General features: G+C 64.8%; 15 protein-coding genes. 6 read left to right on the top strand and 9 right to left on the bottom strand.

The window, feature by feature from the left end:
* Nucleotides 1-27 precede the first annotated feature (27 nt).
* Complete coding sequence (locus LKE06_RS03555) at nucleotides 28-3,981, top strand: DNA-directed RNA polymerase subunit beta' (protein ID WP_227997177.1); 3,954 nt, start codon at nucleotides 28-30, stop codon at nucleotides 3,979-3,981.
* Between the two features lie 280 nt (nucleotides 3,982-4,261).
* Here LKE06_RS03555 and LKE06_RS03550 read toward each other — a convergent pair whose 3' ends face one another.
* From LKE06_RS03550 to LKE06_RS03535, 4 genes are all read right to left on the bottom strand, one after another.
* Nucleotides 4,262-5,251 carry a pirin family protein gene (locus LKE06_RS03550; RefSeq protein WP_227997176.1) on the bottom strand — a complete coding sequence of 330 codons (990 nt, stop codon included), beginning with the start codon at nucleotides 5,249-5,251 and terminating at the stop codon, nucleotides 4,262-4,264.
* On the bottom strand, nucleotides 5,248-5,559 hold the full coding sequence (locus LKE06_RS03545) for a GNAT family N-acetyltransferase (protein ID WP_227997175.1): 312 nt from the start codon (nucleotides 5,557-5,559) through the stop codon (nucleotides 5,248-5,250). Before LKE06_RS03545 ends, LKE06_RS03550 begins: the two co-directional genes overlap by 4 nt.
* A 204-nt stretch (nucleotides 5,560-5,763) precedes the next feature.
* Nucleotides 5,764-6,483, bottom strand: coding sequence for a GNAT family N-acetyltransferase (locus LKE06_RS03540; protein ID WP_227997174.1), 720 nt, complete (start codon nucleotides 6,481-6,483; stop codon nucleotides 5,764-5,766).
* A 260-nt stretch (nucleotides 6,484-6,743) separates the two neighbouring features.
* Complete coding sequence (locus LKE06_RS03535; protein ID WP_227997173.1) at nucleotides 6,744-7,112, bottom strand: VOC family protein; 369 nt, start codon at nucleotides 7,110-7,112, stop codon at nucleotides 6,744-6,746.
* Nucleotides 7,113-7,170: 58 nt separating this feature from the next.
* On the opposite strand from LKE06_RS03535, the gene LKE06_RS03530 reads away from it, so the two are divergent.
* Nucleotides 7,171-7,374, top strand: a complete 204-nt coding sequence (locus LKE06_RS03530; protein WP_227997172.1) for a hypothetical protein — start codon at nucleotides 7,171-7,173, stop codon at nucleotides 7,372-7,374.
* A 7-nt stretch (nucleotides 7,375-7,381) separates the two neighbouring features.
* On the opposite strand, the gene LKE06_RS03525 is transcribed toward LKE06_RS03530, so the two are convergent.
* Nucleotides 7,382-7,873 (bottom strand): SixA phosphatase family protein, encoded by a 492-nt coding sequence (locus LKE06_RS03525; RefSeq protein ID WP_227997171.1) that lies wholly within the window; start codon nucleotides 7,871-7,873, stop codon nucleotides 7,382-7,384.
* A gap of 179 nt (nucleotides 7,874-8,052) precedes the next feature.
* On the opposite strand from LKE06_RS03525, the gene LKE06_RS03520 reads away from it, so the two are divergent.
* Nucleotides 8,053-9,723 (top strand): FAD-dependent oxidoreductase, encoded by a 1,671-nt coding sequence (locus LKE06_RS03520; RefSeq protein ID WP_227997170.1) that lies wholly within the window; start codon nucleotides 8,053-8,055, stop codon nucleotides 9,721-9,723.
* Nucleotides 9,724-9,780: 57 nt separating this feature from the next.
* Here the strand turns inward: LKE06_RS03520 and LKE06_RS03515 are convergent, their stop codons facing one another.
* The 3 genes from LKE06_RS03515 to LKE06_RS03505 all read right to left on the bottom strand — a co-directional run bounded on the left by LKE06_RS03515 (nucleotide 9,781) and on the right by LKE06_RS03505 (nucleotide 12,385).
* Nucleotides 9,781-10,512: an acyl-[acyl-carrier-protein] thioesterase gene (locus tag LKE06_RS03515; RefSeq protein ID WP_227997169.1), complete on the bottom strand. Its 732-nt coding sequence runs from the start codon at nucleotides 10,510-10,512 to the stop codon at nucleotides 9,781-9,783.
* 428 nt (nucleotides 10,513-10,940) lie between these two features.
* Nucleotides 10,941-12,092, bottom strand: a complete 1,152-nt coding sequence (locus LKE06_RS03510; RefSeq protein ID WP_227997168.1) for a transglycosylase SLT domain-containing protein — start codon at nucleotides 12,090-12,092, stop codon at nucleotides 10,941-10,943.
* Nucleotides 12,089-12,385 carry a type VII secretion target gene (locus LKE06_RS03505; protein WP_227997167.1) on the bottom strand — a complete coding sequence of 99 codons (297 nt, stop codon included), beginning with the start codon at nucleotides 12,383-12,385 and terminating at the stop codon, nucleotides 12,089-12,091. The genes LKE06_RS03510 and LKE06_RS03505 overlap by 4 nt, the downstream gene beginning before the upstream one ends.
* A gap of 150 nt (nucleotides 12,386-12,535) precedes the next feature.
* Here LKE06_RS03505 and LKE06_RS03500 point away from each other — a divergent pair, with 150 nt between their 5' ends.
* Entirely contained in the window at nucleotides 12,536-13,510 is a 975-nt protein-coding gene (locus LKE06_RS03500; protein WP_227997166.1) for an NADPH:quinone oxidoreductase family protein, read from the top strand.
* A 171-nt stretch (nucleotides 13,511-13,681) separates the two neighbouring features.
* Here the strand turns inward: LKE06_RS03500 and LKE06_RS03495 are convergent, their stop codons facing one another.
* Nucleotides 13,682-14,206 (bottom strand): Lrp/AsnC family transcriptional regulator, encoded by a 525-nt coding sequence (locus LKE06_RS03495; RefSeq protein WP_227997165.1) that lies wholly within the window; start codon nucleotides 14,204-14,206, stop codon nucleotides 13,682-13,684.
* A gap of 141 nt (nucleotides 14,207-14,347) precedes the next feature.
* Between LKE06_RS03495 and hppD the strand changes: the two genes are divergently transcribed.
* Together hppD and LKE06_RS03485 are read left to right on the top strand one after the other, a co-directional pair.
* A complete protein-coding gene (gene hppD, locus LKE06_RS03490) occupies nucleotides 14,348-15,550 on the top strand; it encodes a 4-hydroxyphenylpyruvate dioxygenase (protein ID WP_227997164.1) in 1,203 nt (400 codons plus the stop codon).
* A gap of 69 nt (nucleotides 15,551-15,619) precedes the next feature.
* Nucleotides 15,620-16,147, top strand: coding sequence for a DUF3558 domain-containing protein (locus tag LKE06_RS03485; RefSeq protein WP_227997163.1), 528 nt, complete (start codon nucleotides 15,620-15,622; stop codon nucleotides 16,145-16,147).
* The last annotated feature ends 21 nt before the right edge of the window (nucleotides 16,148-16,168 follow it).

The following is a 16,168-nucleotide window of genomic DNA, read 5'->3' as shown; positions in this document are numbered from 1 at the left end:
CGACCCGAACAGGGGAAAGGAAGTTACGTGCTAGACGTCAACTTCTTCGATGAACTCCGGATCGGCCTTGCCACCGCCGAAGACATTCGCCAGTGGTCCTTCGGCGAGGTGAAGAAGCCGGAGACCATCAACTACCGCACGCTCAAGCCGGAGAAGGACGGCTTGTTCTGCGAGAAGATCTTCGGTCCCACCCGGGACTGGGAGTGCTACTGCGGTAAGTACAAGCGCGTCCGCTTCAAGGGCATCATCTGTGAGCGCTGTGGCGTCGAGGTCACTCGCGCCAAGGTGCGCCGTGAGCGGATGGGCCACATCGAGCTGGCCGCTCCGGTCACCCACATCTGGTACTTCAAGGGCGTGCCTTCGCGCCTGGGCTACCTGCTCGATCTGGCGCCGAAGGATCTGGAAAAGATCATCTACTTCGCCGCCTACGTCATCGTCGGTGTCGACGAGGAGTTGCGTCACAACGAGCTCTCCACGCTCGAGGCCGAGATGGAGGTCGAGAAGAAGACCGTCGCCGATCAGCGCGACGCCGATCTCGAGGAGCGCGCGCAGAAGCTCGAGGCCGATCTGGCTCAGCTGGAGGCCGAGGGCGCCAAGTCCGACGTCCGCCGCAAGGTCAAGGACGGCGGCGAGCGCGAGATGCGTCAGCTGCGCGATCGGGCCCAGCGCGAGCTGGACCGGCTCGAGGAGATCTGGACCACGTTCACCAAGCTGTCGGTCAAGCAGCTCATCGTCGATGAGGTGCTCTACCGCGAGCTGGTCGACCGCTACGGCGAGTACTTCACCGGTGCAATGGGTGCGGAGTCCATCCAGAAACTGATGGAGAACTTCGACATCAACGCCGAGGCCGAGAACCTGCGGGAGACCATCCGCAGCGGTAAGGGCCAGAAGAAGCTGCGCGCGCTCAAGCGGCTCAAGGTTGTCGCGGCCTTCCAGACCAACGGCAACTCGCCGATGGGCATGGTGCTCGACGCTGTCCCGGTGATCCCGCCGGAGCTGCGTCCCATGGTTCAGCTCGATGGTGGCCGCTTCGCGACCTCCGACCTGAACGACCTGTACCGCCGCGTCATCAACCGCAACAACCGCCTCAAGCGACTGATCGACCTCGGCGCGCCCGAGATCATCGTCAACAATGAGAAGCGGATGCTGCAGGAGTCCGTGGACGCGCTGTTCGACAACGGTCGTCGCGGCCGTCCGGTCACCGGACCGGGCAATCGCCCGCTGAAGTCCCTGAGCGATCTGCTCAAGGGCAAGCAGGGTCGTTTCCGCCAGAACCTGCTCGGCAAGCGCGTGGATTACTCCGGTCGCTCCGTGATTGTGGTCGGCCCGCAGTTGAAGCTGCACCAGTGTGGTCTGCCCAAGCTGATGGCGCTGGAGCTGTTCAAGCCGTTCGTGATGAAGCGTCTGGTCGACCTGAACCACGCGCAGAACATCAAGTCCGCCAAGCGGATGGTCGAACGTCAGCGTCCCCAGGTGTGGGATGTCCTCGAAGAGGTCATCGCCGAGCACCCGGTGCTGCTCAATAGGGCACCGACGCTGCATCGTCTGGGAATCCAGGCTTTCGAGCCGCAGCTTGTCGAGGGTAAGGCGATCCAGCTGCACCCGCTCGTCTGTGAAGCGTTCAACGCGGACTTCGACGGTGACCAGATGGCCGTGCACCTGCCGCTGTCCGCGGAGGCGCAGGCCGAGGCCCGCATCCTGATGCTGTCCTCGAACAACATCCTGTCGCCTGCCTCGGGTCGTCCGCTGGCTATGCCGCGTCTGGACATGGTGACCGGCCTGTTCTACCTGACCCGCCTCGAAGAGGGCGCGAAGGGCGAATACAAGCCGGCCGCAAAGGATTCCGCCGAGTTCGGCGTGTACTCCTCGCCCGCCGAGGCACAGATGGCCGTCGACCGTGGTGAGCTCACCGTGCGGTCGCTGATCAAGGTGCGCCTCGACGACCAGCGTCCGCCGAAGGAGACCGAGGCGGTGCTGTTCCCGGAGGGCTGGAACCGGGGCGACGCGTGGATTGCCAAGACCACCCTCGGTCGCGTGATCTTCAACGATCTGCTCCCGGCGGACTACGCCTTCATCAACGAGCCGATGCCGAAGAAGCGTCAGGCCACGATCATCAACGATCTGGCCGAGCGCTACCCGATGATCGTGGTCGCGCAGACCGTTGACAAGCTGAAGGACGCGGGCTTCCACTGGGCCACCCGTTCCGGCGTGACGGTCTCGATGTCCGACGTGCTCGTGCCGCCGGAGAAGACCGAGATCATGGAACGCTACGAGACCATGGCGGACCAGATCGAGAGAAAGTATCAGCGTGGTGCGCTCGATCACCAGGAGCGCAACAACGCCCTGGTCAAGATCTGGCAGGAAGCGACCGAAGAGGTCGGTGCGGCGCTGCGTGCGCACTACCCGGCCGACAACCCGATCATCACGATCGTCGACTCGGGCGCGACCGGTAACTTCACCCAGACCCGTACCCTCGCGGGTATGAAGGGCCTGGTGACGAACCCGAAGGGTGAGTTCATCCCGCGGCCGATCAAGTCCTCGTTCCGTGAGGGCCTGACCGTTCTCGAGTACTTCATCAACACCCACGGTGCCCGTAAGGGCCTGGCCGACACCGCGCTTCGTACCGCCGACTCGGGTTACCTGACCCGTCGTCTGGTGGACGTCTCGCAGGACGTCATCGTGCGCGAGCACGACTGCGGCACCGAGCGCGGCATTGTGGTGCCGATCGCGGAGAAGCAGGTCGATGGCACGCTGATCCGGGACGCGCACGTGGAAACCTCCGCGTACGCTCGCACGCTCGCGTCGGACGCGGTGGATGCCAAGGGCAAGGTCGTGGTCGGTAAGGGCGCCGATCTCGGCGATCCGGCCATTGAGGCGCTGCTCGACGCGGGTATCACCGAGGTGAAGGTCCGCTCCGTGCTGACCTGCACCACCGGCACCGGCGTGTGTGCGACCTGCTACGGCCGCTCGATGGCGACCGGCAAGCTGGTCGACATCGGTGAGGCCGTCGGCATCGTGGCCGCGCAGTCCATCGGTGAGCCCGGTACCCAGCTGACCATGCGTACCTTCCACCAGGGTGGTGTCGCGGGCGATGACATCACCGGCGGTCTGCCCCGTGTGCAGGAGCTCTTCGAGGCTCGTGTGCCGAAGGGCAAGGCGCCAATTGCCGAGGTCTCCGGTCGCGTGCGGATGGAAGACGACGATCGCTTCTACAAGATCACCATCATCCCGGATGACGGTGGCGATGAGGTTGTCTACGACAAGCTCTCGAAGCGTCAGCGGCTGCGTGTGTTCAAGCACGACGACGGCAGCGAGCGTCTGCTCTCGGACGGTGACCACGTCGAGGTCGGCCAGCAGTTGCTGGAAGGCGCGGCGGATCCGCATGAGGTGCTGCGCGTGATGGGCCCCCGTCAGGTGCAGATCCACCTGGTTCACGAGGTCCAGGAGGTGTACCGGAGCCAGGGTGTGTCGATCCACGACAAGCACATCGAGGTGATCGTGCGCCAGATGCTGCGTCGTGTGACGATCATCGATTCCGGTGCCACGGAGTTCCTGCCCGGTTCGCTCACCGAGCGTTCCGAGTTCGAGGCGTCCAACCGTCGCGTCGTCGCCGAGGGCAATGAGCCCGCGGCGGGTCGCCCGGTGCTGATGGGTATCACGAAGGCGTCGCTCGCGACGGATTCGTGGCTGTCGGCGGCGTCCTTCCAGGAGACCACCCGAGTCCTGACCGACGCGGCCATCAACTGCCGCTCGGACAAGCTCATCGGCCTCAAGGAAAACGTGATCATCGGCAAGCTGATCCCGGCCGGTACCGGCATCAACCGCTACCGCAATATCCAGGTGCAGCCGACCGAAGAAGCCCGTGCCGCCGCGTACGCGGTGCCGTCCTACGACGACACCTACTACAGCCCGGACAGCTTCGGCCAGACCACCGGTGCCGCGGTCCCGCTGGACGATTACGGTTTCAGCGACTACCGGTAAAACGGTAGGTAGCAATACCATTCGGCCCCCGCTCCGTGAAGGAGCGGGGGCCGATGTGCGTTGTGGGGTCGGTTCGAATGCGCCAATTGCGGTGGGCTGGGTCGATCAGGCCGCCGGGACTTTCCGGTCGCGTCGACGGCTCGAGTCAGGCGACTTTGACCGTATACGGTCCGACGCTGACGGTGATGGCGACTCGGCCGCCGTGATCCACACCGTGGTCGAATGTCCGCCGCGGCAAACGCATTCGCCGAGGCTGGTGCTGCGGTTCGGCATGGGGTGCTCAGGACCGGGCGGGCCCGATTCGCCGCTTGCGCGGTTTCAGGTGTAGGCCGGGCAGCGGTGGCGCGGGAATGCGTTGTTCGGGTGGGTGCCCGGCGATGCCGGCGAAACGCTCGACATTCCGGTTCTCCCAATCATTTCGGGCCGCCACGATCTCCTCATGGCTGCGACCGACGAAGTTCCACCACATCACCAGGTCCTCGTCGAACGGCTCGCCACCGATCAGCGCGAAGTGGGCGCCGGACGCGCTGGCCAGCGGCAGTTCGGTGCGACCCGTGCCCAGATACAACAGCGGGCCCGACTCGACCTCGACGCCGTCCACCTCGACGCTGCCCTCGATCACCAGCACCGCGTGCTCGAAGCCGGGTTCGAGCGGTATTGAGGTCTCGGTGCCCGCATCGATCCGCATGTCAGCGCCGACGATCGGCGTGTAGGCGATCGCGGGTGAGGTCGAGCCACCCAGCGAGCCGATGAGCACAATGGCACGCACTCCGGGCACGGAATAGACCGGTAGTTCGCGATGCTGCTCGAAATGCGGGTCGATCCGAGCTCGGTTGCCGGGCAACGCGATCCACAATTGCAACCCGTGTCCGGCGGGCGCGCCGTCGACCTGGTATTCGGAATGCGCGATACCCCGCCCCGATGTCATCAGATTCAGCTGACCCGGCTGGATCTCAGCGTCCGATCCGACCGAATCGCGATGCCGAATATGCCCGTCGAACGGCCAGGTGACCGTCTGCAATCCGATATGCGGGTGCGGGTCGATATTGGGCGACGCGCCCGTATCGGTGACCGTCGGCGACCCGAAATGATCCAGGAAACACCAAGCCCCGACTGTGGGCAGATCCCGTTGCGGCAGTACACGTTCCACGAAAACGCCACGCACGCCGCCGAGCGGTACCTCGCGGGCCGGATAGAACTCCGCCACCGGCCCTGGGCACGGTCCGGCCTCGCACAGCACCTCAGCGGGACACGGATCGAGATCGCTCATCTGGTGGTGCCTTTGCCGATGACGTGCTCGTCGTACTGCGGATGCTTGTCGAGGTATGCCTTGATGAATGGGCACAGCGGGCGGATTACTCGGCCTCGCGCGATCACGTCCTCGATGGCCTGCTCGGCCAGGGTGCTGCCGAGGCCCTTGCCGGAGAAGGCGTCGTCGATCTCGGTGTGGATGAACACCGTCTCGTCGTCGCGCTCCTCGTACTCGCTGAAACCGGCCAGTTGACCGCCGTAATAGACCTCGTAGCGGTTCTTGTCGCCATTGCGGACAACTTTGCTCGCCGAGTCTGCTTCGGTCATATCGAGTTCTCCTTCCGTGCACGTACCCGGCGTCTGATCCGGCAAATGCTTCTGTGCGAAAGCGTACTCACGATGCGTCGCGACCCCGTCCGGAAGAGTAGCTGTTCGCCGATCCGGACGGGACCATCATGCTTTCGGGATCTTCGCGCGGTTGTTATTCCCGGCCCGCCGGGGCGGGCGGAGGGCCAGTGGAGTTCAGGTGGTTCAGGAGTTGATGGTGTGTTCGGTGAACTGGCCACAGGAGCGGAACCCCAGGCGGCGGTAGACGGGCTCACCGTCGGCTGACGCCTGCAAGACCGCGATGCGGTGATCTCGGTCGCGGGCCGTGTGGAGTGCCGCGAGCGTGATAGCACCGCCGTAGCCACGTCGGCGGTGGGCGGCCAGGGCGGAGATGTTGTAGATACCGGCGACCCCCGCGTGATGAAACACTTCAGCCGAACAGACCGGACGGCTCTCCATGTAGCCGACCAGGTACCGGGCCGGGCAGTGCGCGGCCAGTGCATGCGGGGCGGCCTGGGCGAAGAAGCGGCGGACGGTGTCAGCAGGCGGGTCCCAGTTCGCGGCGAGAACCGTGGCGTAGTCGGCAAGCTGTTCGGGCGTGGCCACCCTCTGGATGTCCAGTCCTTGGACGGCGGGCAGTTGCAGGGTGTCGTCCAGCTCGGCCCACATGGCCGTCTCGCGTTCGGACGCCGACAGACCGGCCGCCGTCAGGCGGGCGGTGAGGTCCAGTGGTGTCGAGGTAGGCCCCACCCACCAGGAGAAACGGCGGCCAGTGCGGGCCAGTGTCCGAGCGGTCTCGGTGATACGTGCCGGGGCGGTGGCGGCGGTGAAGCGGGCCGCGGCAACGATGTTGAAAGTGTCGTCGTCCAGGCCGCTGTCGGCGATCAGGAGGTCACCTGCCTCGGTGACGGCCGCACCAGTCATGCTCCGATGCAGGTGGCAGGCATGTTCCGCCAGGTTCCGTTCCATCCTGTCCATCAAGTCGGCTTCATTGAGGGGATGATCATTCATAGCGATTGATCCCAGCATGACTGGGCGAAGATCGCATGCGATTTTGGGTCGTCCGCCGACGGTGTCGCGCTGGCGACCAGCACATTCGATACATCGAACGAAGAGACGGTGCAGCGGGCACTATTCAGCGCCACACGTGTCCGCGTGTGCGGGCGGCCCGCAAGCCGGTCGGTTCAGTCGCGCTTCGGCAACTCCTGAACGGCCCACTTATTGCCGTCGGGGTCGGCGAAGAAGGTGAACAGGCCCCAGCCCATGTCTTTCACCGGCGTCGCCTCGACACCGGCCGCGACGAGCTGCTGATAAGCCTCCTCCGCGCTTGCGACGGTCACCTGCATGCCCTCGACACTGCCGGGAGCCGCCTCGGTGACGCCACGGCCGATGCAGATAGAACAGCCGGAACCCGGCGGTGTCAGCTGCACGTAACGGATGTCGGCGGTGGGACTCGCGTCGTGGTCGGCATTGAAACCGATCTTGGTGTAGAAGTCCTTGGCGCGATCGACATCGGTCACGGGAATCGCGATCAGCTCGATTTTCCAATCCATTCGCCGAGCATGGCACCGGGTACCGACAAATTCCGGCACTCCGGCCTACCCTGGGAATATGCCAGGTAAGGACATCGACCGGGTCAGAGTGCGTTCGGCGTGGGCCACGGTCAAGGAAAGCCCGGTGATCACCGCGATCGTGGTGGCGCCGTTCGTATTGGCGCTCGGCGTCGTGTGGTGGTTGCTCGGCGGTTTCGCCGCGTTCGTGCTGCTCGTCATCCTGGGCGCCGTCGTAGTGGTCGGCGGGAAACTGCTGCGCTGAGCGAACCTCAGCGTGGGATGTGGAACCGCACCAGATCGCCGGTGCCCGGTGCCACCTCCGGCCACGGACGGTCGAATTCGAGTACCGCGAGCGCGGACGTGGGGAACTTGCGGCTGAGATCGACAACCTGCGCCGACTCCCGATTGCTCGCCAGCTCCCATGCCGTCCACGGCATCCCAGGTGCGTGCCCGATCACCAGCAGCGTCGATACCTCGTCGTCGCTGAGCTGAACCAGCTCGATCAGCGTCCGCGGCGACGCCTCGTAGATCCCCGCCTCATACACGACCGGAGCATCGATGCCCGCGACTGCAAGGGTTTCCCGGGTCCGGGTCGCGGTCGAACACCGCACCGCGTCAATCGGTGGCTGGGTGGCACGCAACCACTGTCCGGCCAGCGCGGCCTCGCGCTGGCCGCGAGCGGTGAGTGGGCGTTCGTGGTCGCCGACACCGTCCGGATAAGCCGACTTGCCGTGCCGCATGAGGATCAAAGTCCGCGCCATGGGGATACCGTAAGCCCTCCGGGCGCGAGGTCTCGACCACACTCGAGGCAAACTGAAAGCGGCGTCACAATGCGGTGGCTCGTGGGATATCCCCGCGGACCCCGCCGCCGTCACGCCGTGCCCACCTTCAACCCCTGGGTGGCCTACAGCCCACGTACATTTTCGAGGATCTGCACACTATGGCCTACGTAATTACGCAGCGTTGTTGTAACGACGCCAGCTGCGTCTCCGAGTGCCCGGTCGATTGCATTCGTCCCACTCCGGATCAGCCGGAATTCGCGACGACCGAGATGCTCTACATCGACCCCGACACCTGTATCGACTGCGGTGCCTGTGTCGACGCGTGCCCGGTGGAGGCCATCTTCTCCGAGGACGATCTGACCGCGTCGCTGGCCAGGTATCGCGATATCAACGCCGCCTACTTCGAACGTCACCCGCTCGAATCGAATTTCGATCCGATCGTGACACCCGCGCGTCCGCCGAAGGAACTGGGCACCCTGCGCGTCGCGATCGTCGGCGCCGGGCCCGCGGCCTGCTACGCGGCCGACGAGCTATTGCGCCGTGCCGATGTGCAGGTCGAGATGTTCGACCGGCTACCGACACCGTGGGGGCTGGTCCGTGCGGGTGTGGCTCCCGACCACCCCGGCACCAAGACCGTCTCGAACCTGTTCGAGTCGGCGTTCCGCCGCGAGACGCTGCAGTTCTACCTCAACGTCGAGGTCGGTACCCACATCAGCCATGACGAACTGCTCGCGTATCACCATGCCGTGGTGTACGCGGTCGGCGCGGCCACCGATCGTCACCTGGGTGTCCCGGGTGAGGACCTGTCCGGCAGCCATTCCGCGACCGAGTTCGTCGCCTGGTACAACGGCCACCCCGATTACGCCGACCGGCAGTTCGACCTGTCGGGCGAGCGCGCGGTGATCGTCGGCAACGGCAATGTCGCGCTCGATGTCGCGCGGGTGCTGACCGTGGACCCGGAAGAACTGGCCAAGACCGATATCGCCGACTACGCACTTGATGCCTTGCGCGGAAGCAATATTCGCGAGGTCGTCGTGCTCGGCAGGCGCGGCCCGCTGCAGGCGGCTTACACCTCGCCGGAGTTTCTGGCGCTGACTCATCTGAAGGGCATCGACATTGTCGTCGACGAGGCCGAGCTGGTGCTCGACCCGGGCAGCCAGGCGCTGCTCGATGATCCGAATGTCGAACCGTCGCTGCGGCTCAAGTACACCCTCGCCGAGGAATACGCCGCCGGTAGCCGCGATCGGGCAAACAAGCGGATCGTGTTCCGCTACCTGGCCTCGCCGACTGCGCTGACCGGCACCGATCACGTCGAGACGGTCGAATTCGTGCACAACGAATTGGTCAGCGACAATGGCCAATTGGTGGCGCGGGCGACCGATCGCACCGACAGCCTGGCCGCCGCACTGGTGCTTCGGTCGATTGGTTACCGCGGCGAGCCGGTCGGCGAGCTGCCATTCGACGAGCGTCGCGGCGTGGTGCCCAATGAGCACGGCCGGGTGCTGGGCGCCGACGGCGTACCCGTCCCCGGTGTGTATGTCAGCGGCTGGATCAAGCGCGGTCCGCGCGGTGTCATCGGCTCCAACCGCATCGATTCCGAGGAAACGGTCGAGCAGCTGATCGCCGATTTCACCACGGGTAAACTCGGTGCGCCACAGGGGGATCGGGCCGCCTTGAAGGCGCTGCTCGGCGAGCGGCAGTCCGATCTGGTCGACCGCGAAGGTTGGAAGGCGATCGACCAAGCCGAAAAGGCCGCGGGCAGGAGCGCGGGCCGGCCCCGGGTCAAGTTCACCACTCGCGAGGACCTGCTCAAGGCCGCACGAGGCTAGTTCTGGCTCGTCTCTCCGCGCTCGGCATCGGACGCGGAGAGACGGTGGAGCGTTTGTTCACACTGGCAGCGGCATGATGCGGACCAATGTGGTGGTCGTCCCGCCCACGACGAACCACAAACGCAGCACCGGATGCCCGGCCCGGTCACTGGGCTCATACCGGCTGCGGACGGTCACATGCTGACGCGCGAGCACCGGCGCCACATACTCGATCACCGCACGGTGCGGCGCCGCGAGCAGTTTGGGGTACTCGGCGAGGAACTGCTCGACCGCCTGCCAGTAGCAGGCGTTATTTACATGGTTGTACTGGTCGATATCGGTCGCACGCACCGGAAAGGGCATATCGGTATCGGATTCGCCCGGTGTGCTCTCGGTGAGATACGGCCGCCAGCGCAATCTGTGCTCGTTGGTGGTCTGCGCGAGGTAGACCAGGCCATCGTCGCTGATTCGGGCGGGCATATTGCTCGACTCGCTGATATTGATCCAGAAACCCTCGGTCTCGATCAATCCGCCGTTGTCGCTGGTGATCCGCACTCGCATATTCGTCCACCTGGTCGACATGCTCGAACACCACCGCAGCAGCCGCACCCGATCGGGCCACAGGATCGGCCGGATCACATCGACGACAGTGCGCCGGACGATCCAGTTGGGATCGGTCCGGCTGAGGATGGTCTGCTCCAGCTGCTCCCCGGCGATATCCTGCAGATAGCGGCCGACGGCATCGAATCGCAGCCGGTTATACGGATCTACATCGCCAGCCCGGATGGGCCACGCAGAAGCAAAGCCCATTCCCTCCTGGGGAAGCGGGGCGAGTGGCTGATCGAGTGACACTGGTGCTCCTCGCGCTGCACGTTGTGCCGCGTTCTCGTGCGGTGCTTGTTCTGAGATGACTTTACGGGGCGTACGTCACACCCTCGCGTCCGAGCCGTCTCTACCACCTCGATACCACCCGAGGAGGCATCGTGGGCTCATGACCGACTCCGACCTGCCCGCCAAACTCGGAAAGCCCGCGGAATGAGCCCTCGTCGCAGCCGGCATCCAGCGCCAGGCAGACCTGACCACCTGCATGGACCGAACGCGACGTCGCCGCCCTGCACGGTATCGGCCCGGATGGGCGCCTGGTCGCGATCAACCAAATACACGCACCTGGCTAATGAAGTTGATGATTCGATAATCGGGCACTCCTCGCGAACATTCGCTCGTAGCAGTCCGGAAGGTTAGTAGCCCTGGTACGGTCCGCCCGATCGCATAGCGACCAACCCGGGAACATCGTGAACGGAACCGTAACGATCGGTGGCATACCGCACGCCCGCTACGATATTGTCCACGGGATTCCAGACGTCGTCGTGCCCAGGCGCCTTATGCGCGTTGAAGGTCGAGTCGATTGTCTGCATCAAGCCTTTTGACGGGGTGCCCGCCGCGGCATTGGAGTCCCAGCCGTTGAACGCGTGCGGATTATCGCCGGACTCCTTCTCGATAATCGTCGAGATATCGGCCACCAGATTCGGATCGCTGGTGTCGTAGCCCATGTCCTTCAGCACCTTCAGCGCCTCTTGGATCCATTTCGCTTTATCGCCGGTTGGCATCGGCCCGCTCGGGCCTCCCGAGCTCGAACCACTGGAATGCGGTGTCCCCGAGGACGATCCGGAGAAGCTGTTGTTGTGGTTGCCGGTCACGTGACTTGAATTGCTCGATGAATTCGAGACGCCCGATGAGCTCGGTGAATTCGCGGCCGGGGTGCTGGCCGGCGTGGTGGGTGTTGCGGCCGGTGCGGTGCCGGATTTCGGGTCGCCGAGGCCGTCGTAGGCGGCTCGGAGTTTGGCGACGGCTTGGGTTACCTGCGTTTGTGCTTGTGTCGCAACGCCTTCCGCTTGCTGGAGTGCGTTGGTGATGTCGACCTGCCATTGCGCGGCCTCGCGTTGAATGCGCAGGGATTCGTCGACCTTTTGCTGCCCATTCATCAGGGCGGTGATTTTGGCGATTCTGTCGTCGGCGGTGACGGTGCCGTTGGCCTCGACCTTGAAGCCGGGGGCGGGTTCGGTACCTGCCGCTGTACTGGCGGGATTGGTGGCCAGGTCACGTAGGGACAGCACCTTGCTCTTGGCGTTCTTCAGGTTCTCCACCTGGGAGGTGAACGCGGTCTGTAGTTCGAGCAATGCCGCGCTGACGGTGGAAGCACGCGTTTTTTCGGTGTCCATCCTGGTATTCGCCGCGTTGCCTGCGGTGCCGGACCAGTTCAGTCCGCGGGTTTTGTCGCTACCGCCTGCCACGGCGGTGTCGAGGTTGGCAGAGATCGTCTTCGCCTGGGTTCCCGCGGAGGTCAGGTGGTCGGGCTCCCACTTTTCGACGTCGGGAACGGTGAGGGTCATGGCACCCCCAGTCCGATCGTGCGGAGCTTGGTCGCGAAGTCTTCCTCGGTCAACTCGTAAGCGTTGGCCGAATTGTGCATATTCTCGGCGACCGTGGTGAGACGTTCACCGATCCGCTTCAGACAGCGATCGACCACGTCCGTGGCTTGGGTGACGGCGCCACCGAACTCGGTGCCCGATAGCGCGTTGCTCGCGACGCCGAAGCCTTCGCCCGCATTGAGCTGCGTAACCGCGCCCGCCTCGGTGCCGAGGTTCTGTGCGAACGATTGCAGCGCCCCTGGATCGACCTGCATAGTAGGAATCCCCCTTCCCGCCCGACCTTGAAGTCGCGGCCAGCATAGCAAAACGGGGCCGTTTGGACAGGTCCCGCCGAGCGGCGATTAGGTTGGACCACAACGTCGTCGACGGATACCGCGCCGGCGAGTGGACAGAGAGGTCGGCATATGCGTGCAGCTCAGGTCAGCAAGTTGGAAGGGCCCGAAGCGGTCGAGATCGTTGAAATCCCGGAGCCCGCGGGTTATCCAGGGGGCGTGGTCATCGATGTGCACGCGGCCGGGGTGGCGTTTCCCGATGTGCTGATGTCGCGTGGGCTGTATCAGATGAAGCCGGAGCTGCCTTTCGTGGTTGGTGGCGAGGTGGCGGGCATCGTCCGGGAGGCGCCGCAGGACGCGCATGTCAAGGCGGGGGATCGGGTGGTCGCGCTGACGCTGCTCGGCAATGCCATGGCGGAAGTGGCGGTGGCGCCCGCTCAGATGGTGTTCCGGTTGCCGGACAACGTTTCCCTCGAGGCCGGGGCAGGCATCCTGTTCAACGATCTGACCGTGCATTTCTGCCTGCGTAATCGAGGCAGGCTGGCCGAGGGGGAGACCGTGCTGGTGCACGGTGCCGCGGGCGGGATCGGCACCTCGACCCTGCGGATGGCCGTCGCGCTCGGTGCGGGCCGGGTGATCGCCGTGGTCAGTACCGAAGAGAAGGCCGAGGTGGCCCGGGCCAACGGCGCGACCGATGTGGTGTTGACCGATGGCTGGCTTGCGGCGGTCAAGGAGCTGACCGGTGGCCGTGGCGTCGACATCGTGCTCGACCCGGTGGGTGGCGACCGATTCACCGACAGCATTCGCTCGTTGGCCTCGGCGGGCCGACTGCTGGTTGTCGGCTTCACGGCAGGAGAGATCCCGACGGTGAAGGTGAACCGGCTGCTGCTGAAGAACGTCGAGGTGACCGGCGCGGCCTGGGGCGAGTGGGTCATGACCCATCCCGGTTACCTGACCGAGCAGTGGGCCGAGGTCGAGCCGTTGCTCGCGTCCAGCAAGATCGCGCCGCCGGAGCCGGTGCTGTACCCGCTGGAGCAGGCGGCCGAGGCCGTTGCCTCCCTGGAGAACCGCACCGCCACCGGCAAAGTCGTCGTTACCCTGCGCTGACCCGCGGCGGAGCCGGGCAGCATTGGACGCAACGTGCGATGAGGTTCGGTTCGAACGAGAGTGTCCGGGGCAGCTGGATTCGGCTGACGTATCCGGTTCGGTGTCGCCAGGCCCGCCCGCACCTGGCGCGGCTGTGGCCGAGTGCGCTGACCCGGCTCACGCGCCGTTGACCTATCGTTCGCGCAGGTCCCGATAGGCCGGCGCCTTGGTGGTACCCGTGGGCGTCAGCGTGTGCAGCAGCGGTAGCGCGCGGCGCGTGATCACCGTCGACAGCACGATGACACTGTGCGACCGCACCACCGAGGTGGTCCGGTCGATGCTCAGCAATACCGCCTGTAATCCGGCATGCGAATCCGCGCCGATCCGGCACAGCACATCACCGGACCCAGTGGTCGCGTACGCCTCCAGCACGCCGGGAATCGCGTCGAGCTCGGCGGTCACCGTGTCCAGCGCGCCCTGCGCGATCTCCAATGTGACGAAGGCTTGTACATCGAAACCCGCTGCGGTGACGTCGATCTGCGGGTCGTAGGAGGCGATGACCCCAGATTCCTCCATCCGCCCGATCCGGGACTGCACGGTGGCTCGCGCGACCCTGGTGCGGCGGGATAGTTCGAGAATGCCCGCCTTCTGGTAGTCGTGCATCGCGGTGAGGATGGCGAGGTCGAGTTCGTCGAGTCTGGCCGGCGTGTGCGACATGGTGGCCTCCGTTCGGGCGCTGCTTCGGCAAAGCTATTCAAATTGTCCAGCATTCCAGGGGGCCAGCTAGCCGAATTCGCCAGAGTGTCTACCGAAATCCACTGCTATTGCCTACCGCGAGGGGGGAGATTTCCTTGGAACATGACCATCGAGCACCTGCCGAATCATCGGCCGACGGCCCTACCCACCGACGGCGAGCTGCGCAGGCTCGTCGGCTTGGTCGAGCACGACGACAGCGTCGATCCGTTCCCGGTCGCCGGGTGGGATGCCCTGGTCTGGGTGGTCGGTAATGCGACGCAGACCGCGCACTACCTGGAGTCCGCTTTCGGCATGCGGCTGGAGGCGTACTCCGGACCGGAGACCGGCAATCGCGATCACAAGGCGTATGTACTGCGCAGCGGTGCGGCCCGATTCGTGATAACCGGCGCCGTCGACCCTGACAGTCCGCTGGTCGCTCATCATGATCGGCACGGTGACGGCGTCGTCGATATCGCACTGGAAGTGCCGGATGTCGACCGTTGTATCGAATGGGCGCGCACCCACGGTGCGACGGTTCTGGTCGAACCACACGACGACACAGACGAATTCGGCACCGTCCGGTCGGCCGCCATCGCGACCTACGGTGAGACCAGGCACACGCTGATCGATCGTTCCAGGTACTACGGGCCCTACCTGCCCGGCTATATCGTGCGCCATTCCCACTATCAGCCGCGTGCGGGCACGTCGACCCGGCTGTTCCAGGCGATCGACCACGTCGTCGGCAATGTCGAACTCGGCATGATGGACCGCTGGGTCGAGTTCTACCGCGACGTCATGGGTTTCACGAATATGGCCGAATTCGTCGGCGACGATATCGCCACCGACTATTCGGCGCTGATGAGCAAGGTCGTCGCCAATGGCAATCATCGGGTGAAGTTCCCGCTCAACGAACCCGCGGCCGGGAAGAAACGTTCACAGATCGACGAATACCTCGAGTTCTATCGAGGTCCCGGCGTCCAGCACATCGCGCTGGCCACCGGCGACATCCTCGACTGTGTCGACACTCTGCGCCGCGAGGGCGTCGAATTCTTGGAAACCCCCGACGCCTACTACTCCGATCCCGAACTGCGCGCTCGCATCGGTCACGTCCGCGTGCCTGTCGAGCAATTGCAACGCCGCGGCATCCTCGTCGACCGCGACGAGGACGGCTACTTACTGCAGATCTTCTGCAAACCCATCACCGATCGCCCCACCGTGTTCTTCGAACTGATCGAGCGCCACGGCTCCCTCGGCTTCGGGAAAGGCAACTTCAAGGCCCTCTTCCAGGCGATAGAAAGAGAACAGGAAGCCCGGGGCAACCTGTAAGTAGCCGTACCGGCGCTGCTCCGGTTCGGAGCCGGGTGGACCATCGGCGACGCCGGTAGAGTTCATCGCATGCGGATTCTGTCGGCCATCGTCACCGGTATGACGCTGGCTTTGATGTTGTCGGCCTGCGGGTCCAGCGGCGACTCCGAGTCCTCCGATACTCCGCTGCGCCCGCCCCCGAAGGTCGCGACGCTCGGGCCGTTCGTGGGGGAGTGCGGTCACGTCACCGACGATGAGGTGCGTGGCATCGCCGGGCTGAACGGGGTCTCGCAGGTTTACAAGAATTCGGTCGGCTGCAACTGGCAGTCGGCTGGACTCGCCTCGCCGAGTGTCACTTTCGCCTCGTACCGGGGCAGCCCGATCGATCGGGAGAAGGCGTGGGTGTCCAGTGTCGGACGTAATCCGGACACCATCGATGTCGGCGGACGCAAGGGTTTCCAGGCGCTGGATCCGAGTGGTTCGGTGTGCGATCTCGCGGTGCAGCTCGACGACGATTTCTTCGAATGGTCGATGTCCTACGGTCTTTTCGGGGCGACCGGCAATCCGTGCGACAAGACTCGCAAACTGGCCGAACTGACCGTGCAGAGGTTGCAGTGAAGCCGCCCGCGATGAGGGGAT

Source organism: Nocardia australiensis (assembly GCF_020733705.1).
Classification (GTDB): domain Bacteria; phylum Actinomycetota; class Actinomycetes; order Mycobacteriales; family Mycobacteriaceae; genus Nocardia; species Nocardia australiensis.
Note: the sequence above shows the minus strand (reverse complement) of the source record. Positions and strands in the feature narration are given on the sequence as shown.

Coding starts and splice junctions, on each gene's coding strand:
- LKE06_RS03515 (WP_227997169.1), bottom strand. CDS start 10,512: ATGGGCTTTGCTTCTGCGTGGCCCATCCGGGCTGGCGATGTAGATCCG.
- LKE06_RS03495 (WP_227997165.1), bottom strand. CDS start 14,206: ATGTCGCACACGCCGGCCAGACTCGACGAACTCGACCTCGCCATCCTC.
- LKE06_RS03525 (WP_227997171.1), bottom strand. CDS start 7,873: ATGGCGCGGACTTTGATCCTCATGCGGCACGGCAAGTCGGCTTATCCG.
- LKE06_RS03545 (WP_227997175.1), bottom strand. CDS start 5,559: ATGACCGAAGCAGACTCGGCGAGCAAAGTTGTCCGCAATGGCGACAAG.
- LKE06_RS03500 (WP_227997166.1), top strand. CDS start 12,536: ATGCGTGCAGCTCAGGTCAGCAAGTTGGAAGGGCCCGAAGCGGTCGAG.
- LKE06_RS03535 (WP_227997173.1), bottom strand. CDS start 7,112: ATGGATTGGAAAATCGAGCTGATCGCGATTCCCGTGACCGATGTCGAT.
- LKE06_RS03505 (WP_227997167.1), bottom strand. CDS start 12,385: ATGCAGGTCGATCCAGGGGCGCTGCAATCGTTCGCACAGAACCTCGGC.
- LKE06_RS03520 (WP_227997170.1), top strand. CDS start 8,053: ATGGCCTACGTAATTACGCAGCGTTGTTGTAACGACGCCAGCTGCGTC.
- hppD (WP_227997164.1), top strand. CDS start 14,348: ATGACCATCGAGCACCTGCCGAATCATCGGCCGACGGCCCTACCCACC.
- LKE06_RS03510 (WP_227997168.1), bottom strand. CDS start 12,092: ATGACCCTCACCGTTCCCGACGTCGAAAAGTGGGAGCCCGACCACCTG.
- LKE06_RS03550 (WP_227997176.1), bottom strand. CDS start 5,251: ATGAGCGATCTCGATCCGTGTCCCGCTGAGGTGCTGTGCGAGGCCGGA.
- LKE06_RS03530 (WP_227997172.1), top strand. CDS start 7,171: ATGCCAGGTAAGGACATCGACCGGGTCAGAGTGCGTTCGGCGTGGGCC.
- LKE06_RS03485 (WP_227997163.1), top strand. CDS start 15,620: ATGCGGATTCTGTCGGCCATCGTCACCGGTATGACGCTGGCTTTGATG.
- LKE06_RS03540 (WP_227997174.1), bottom strand. CDS start 6,483: ATGACTGGTGCGGCCGTCACCGAGGCAGGTGACCTCCTGATCGCCGAC.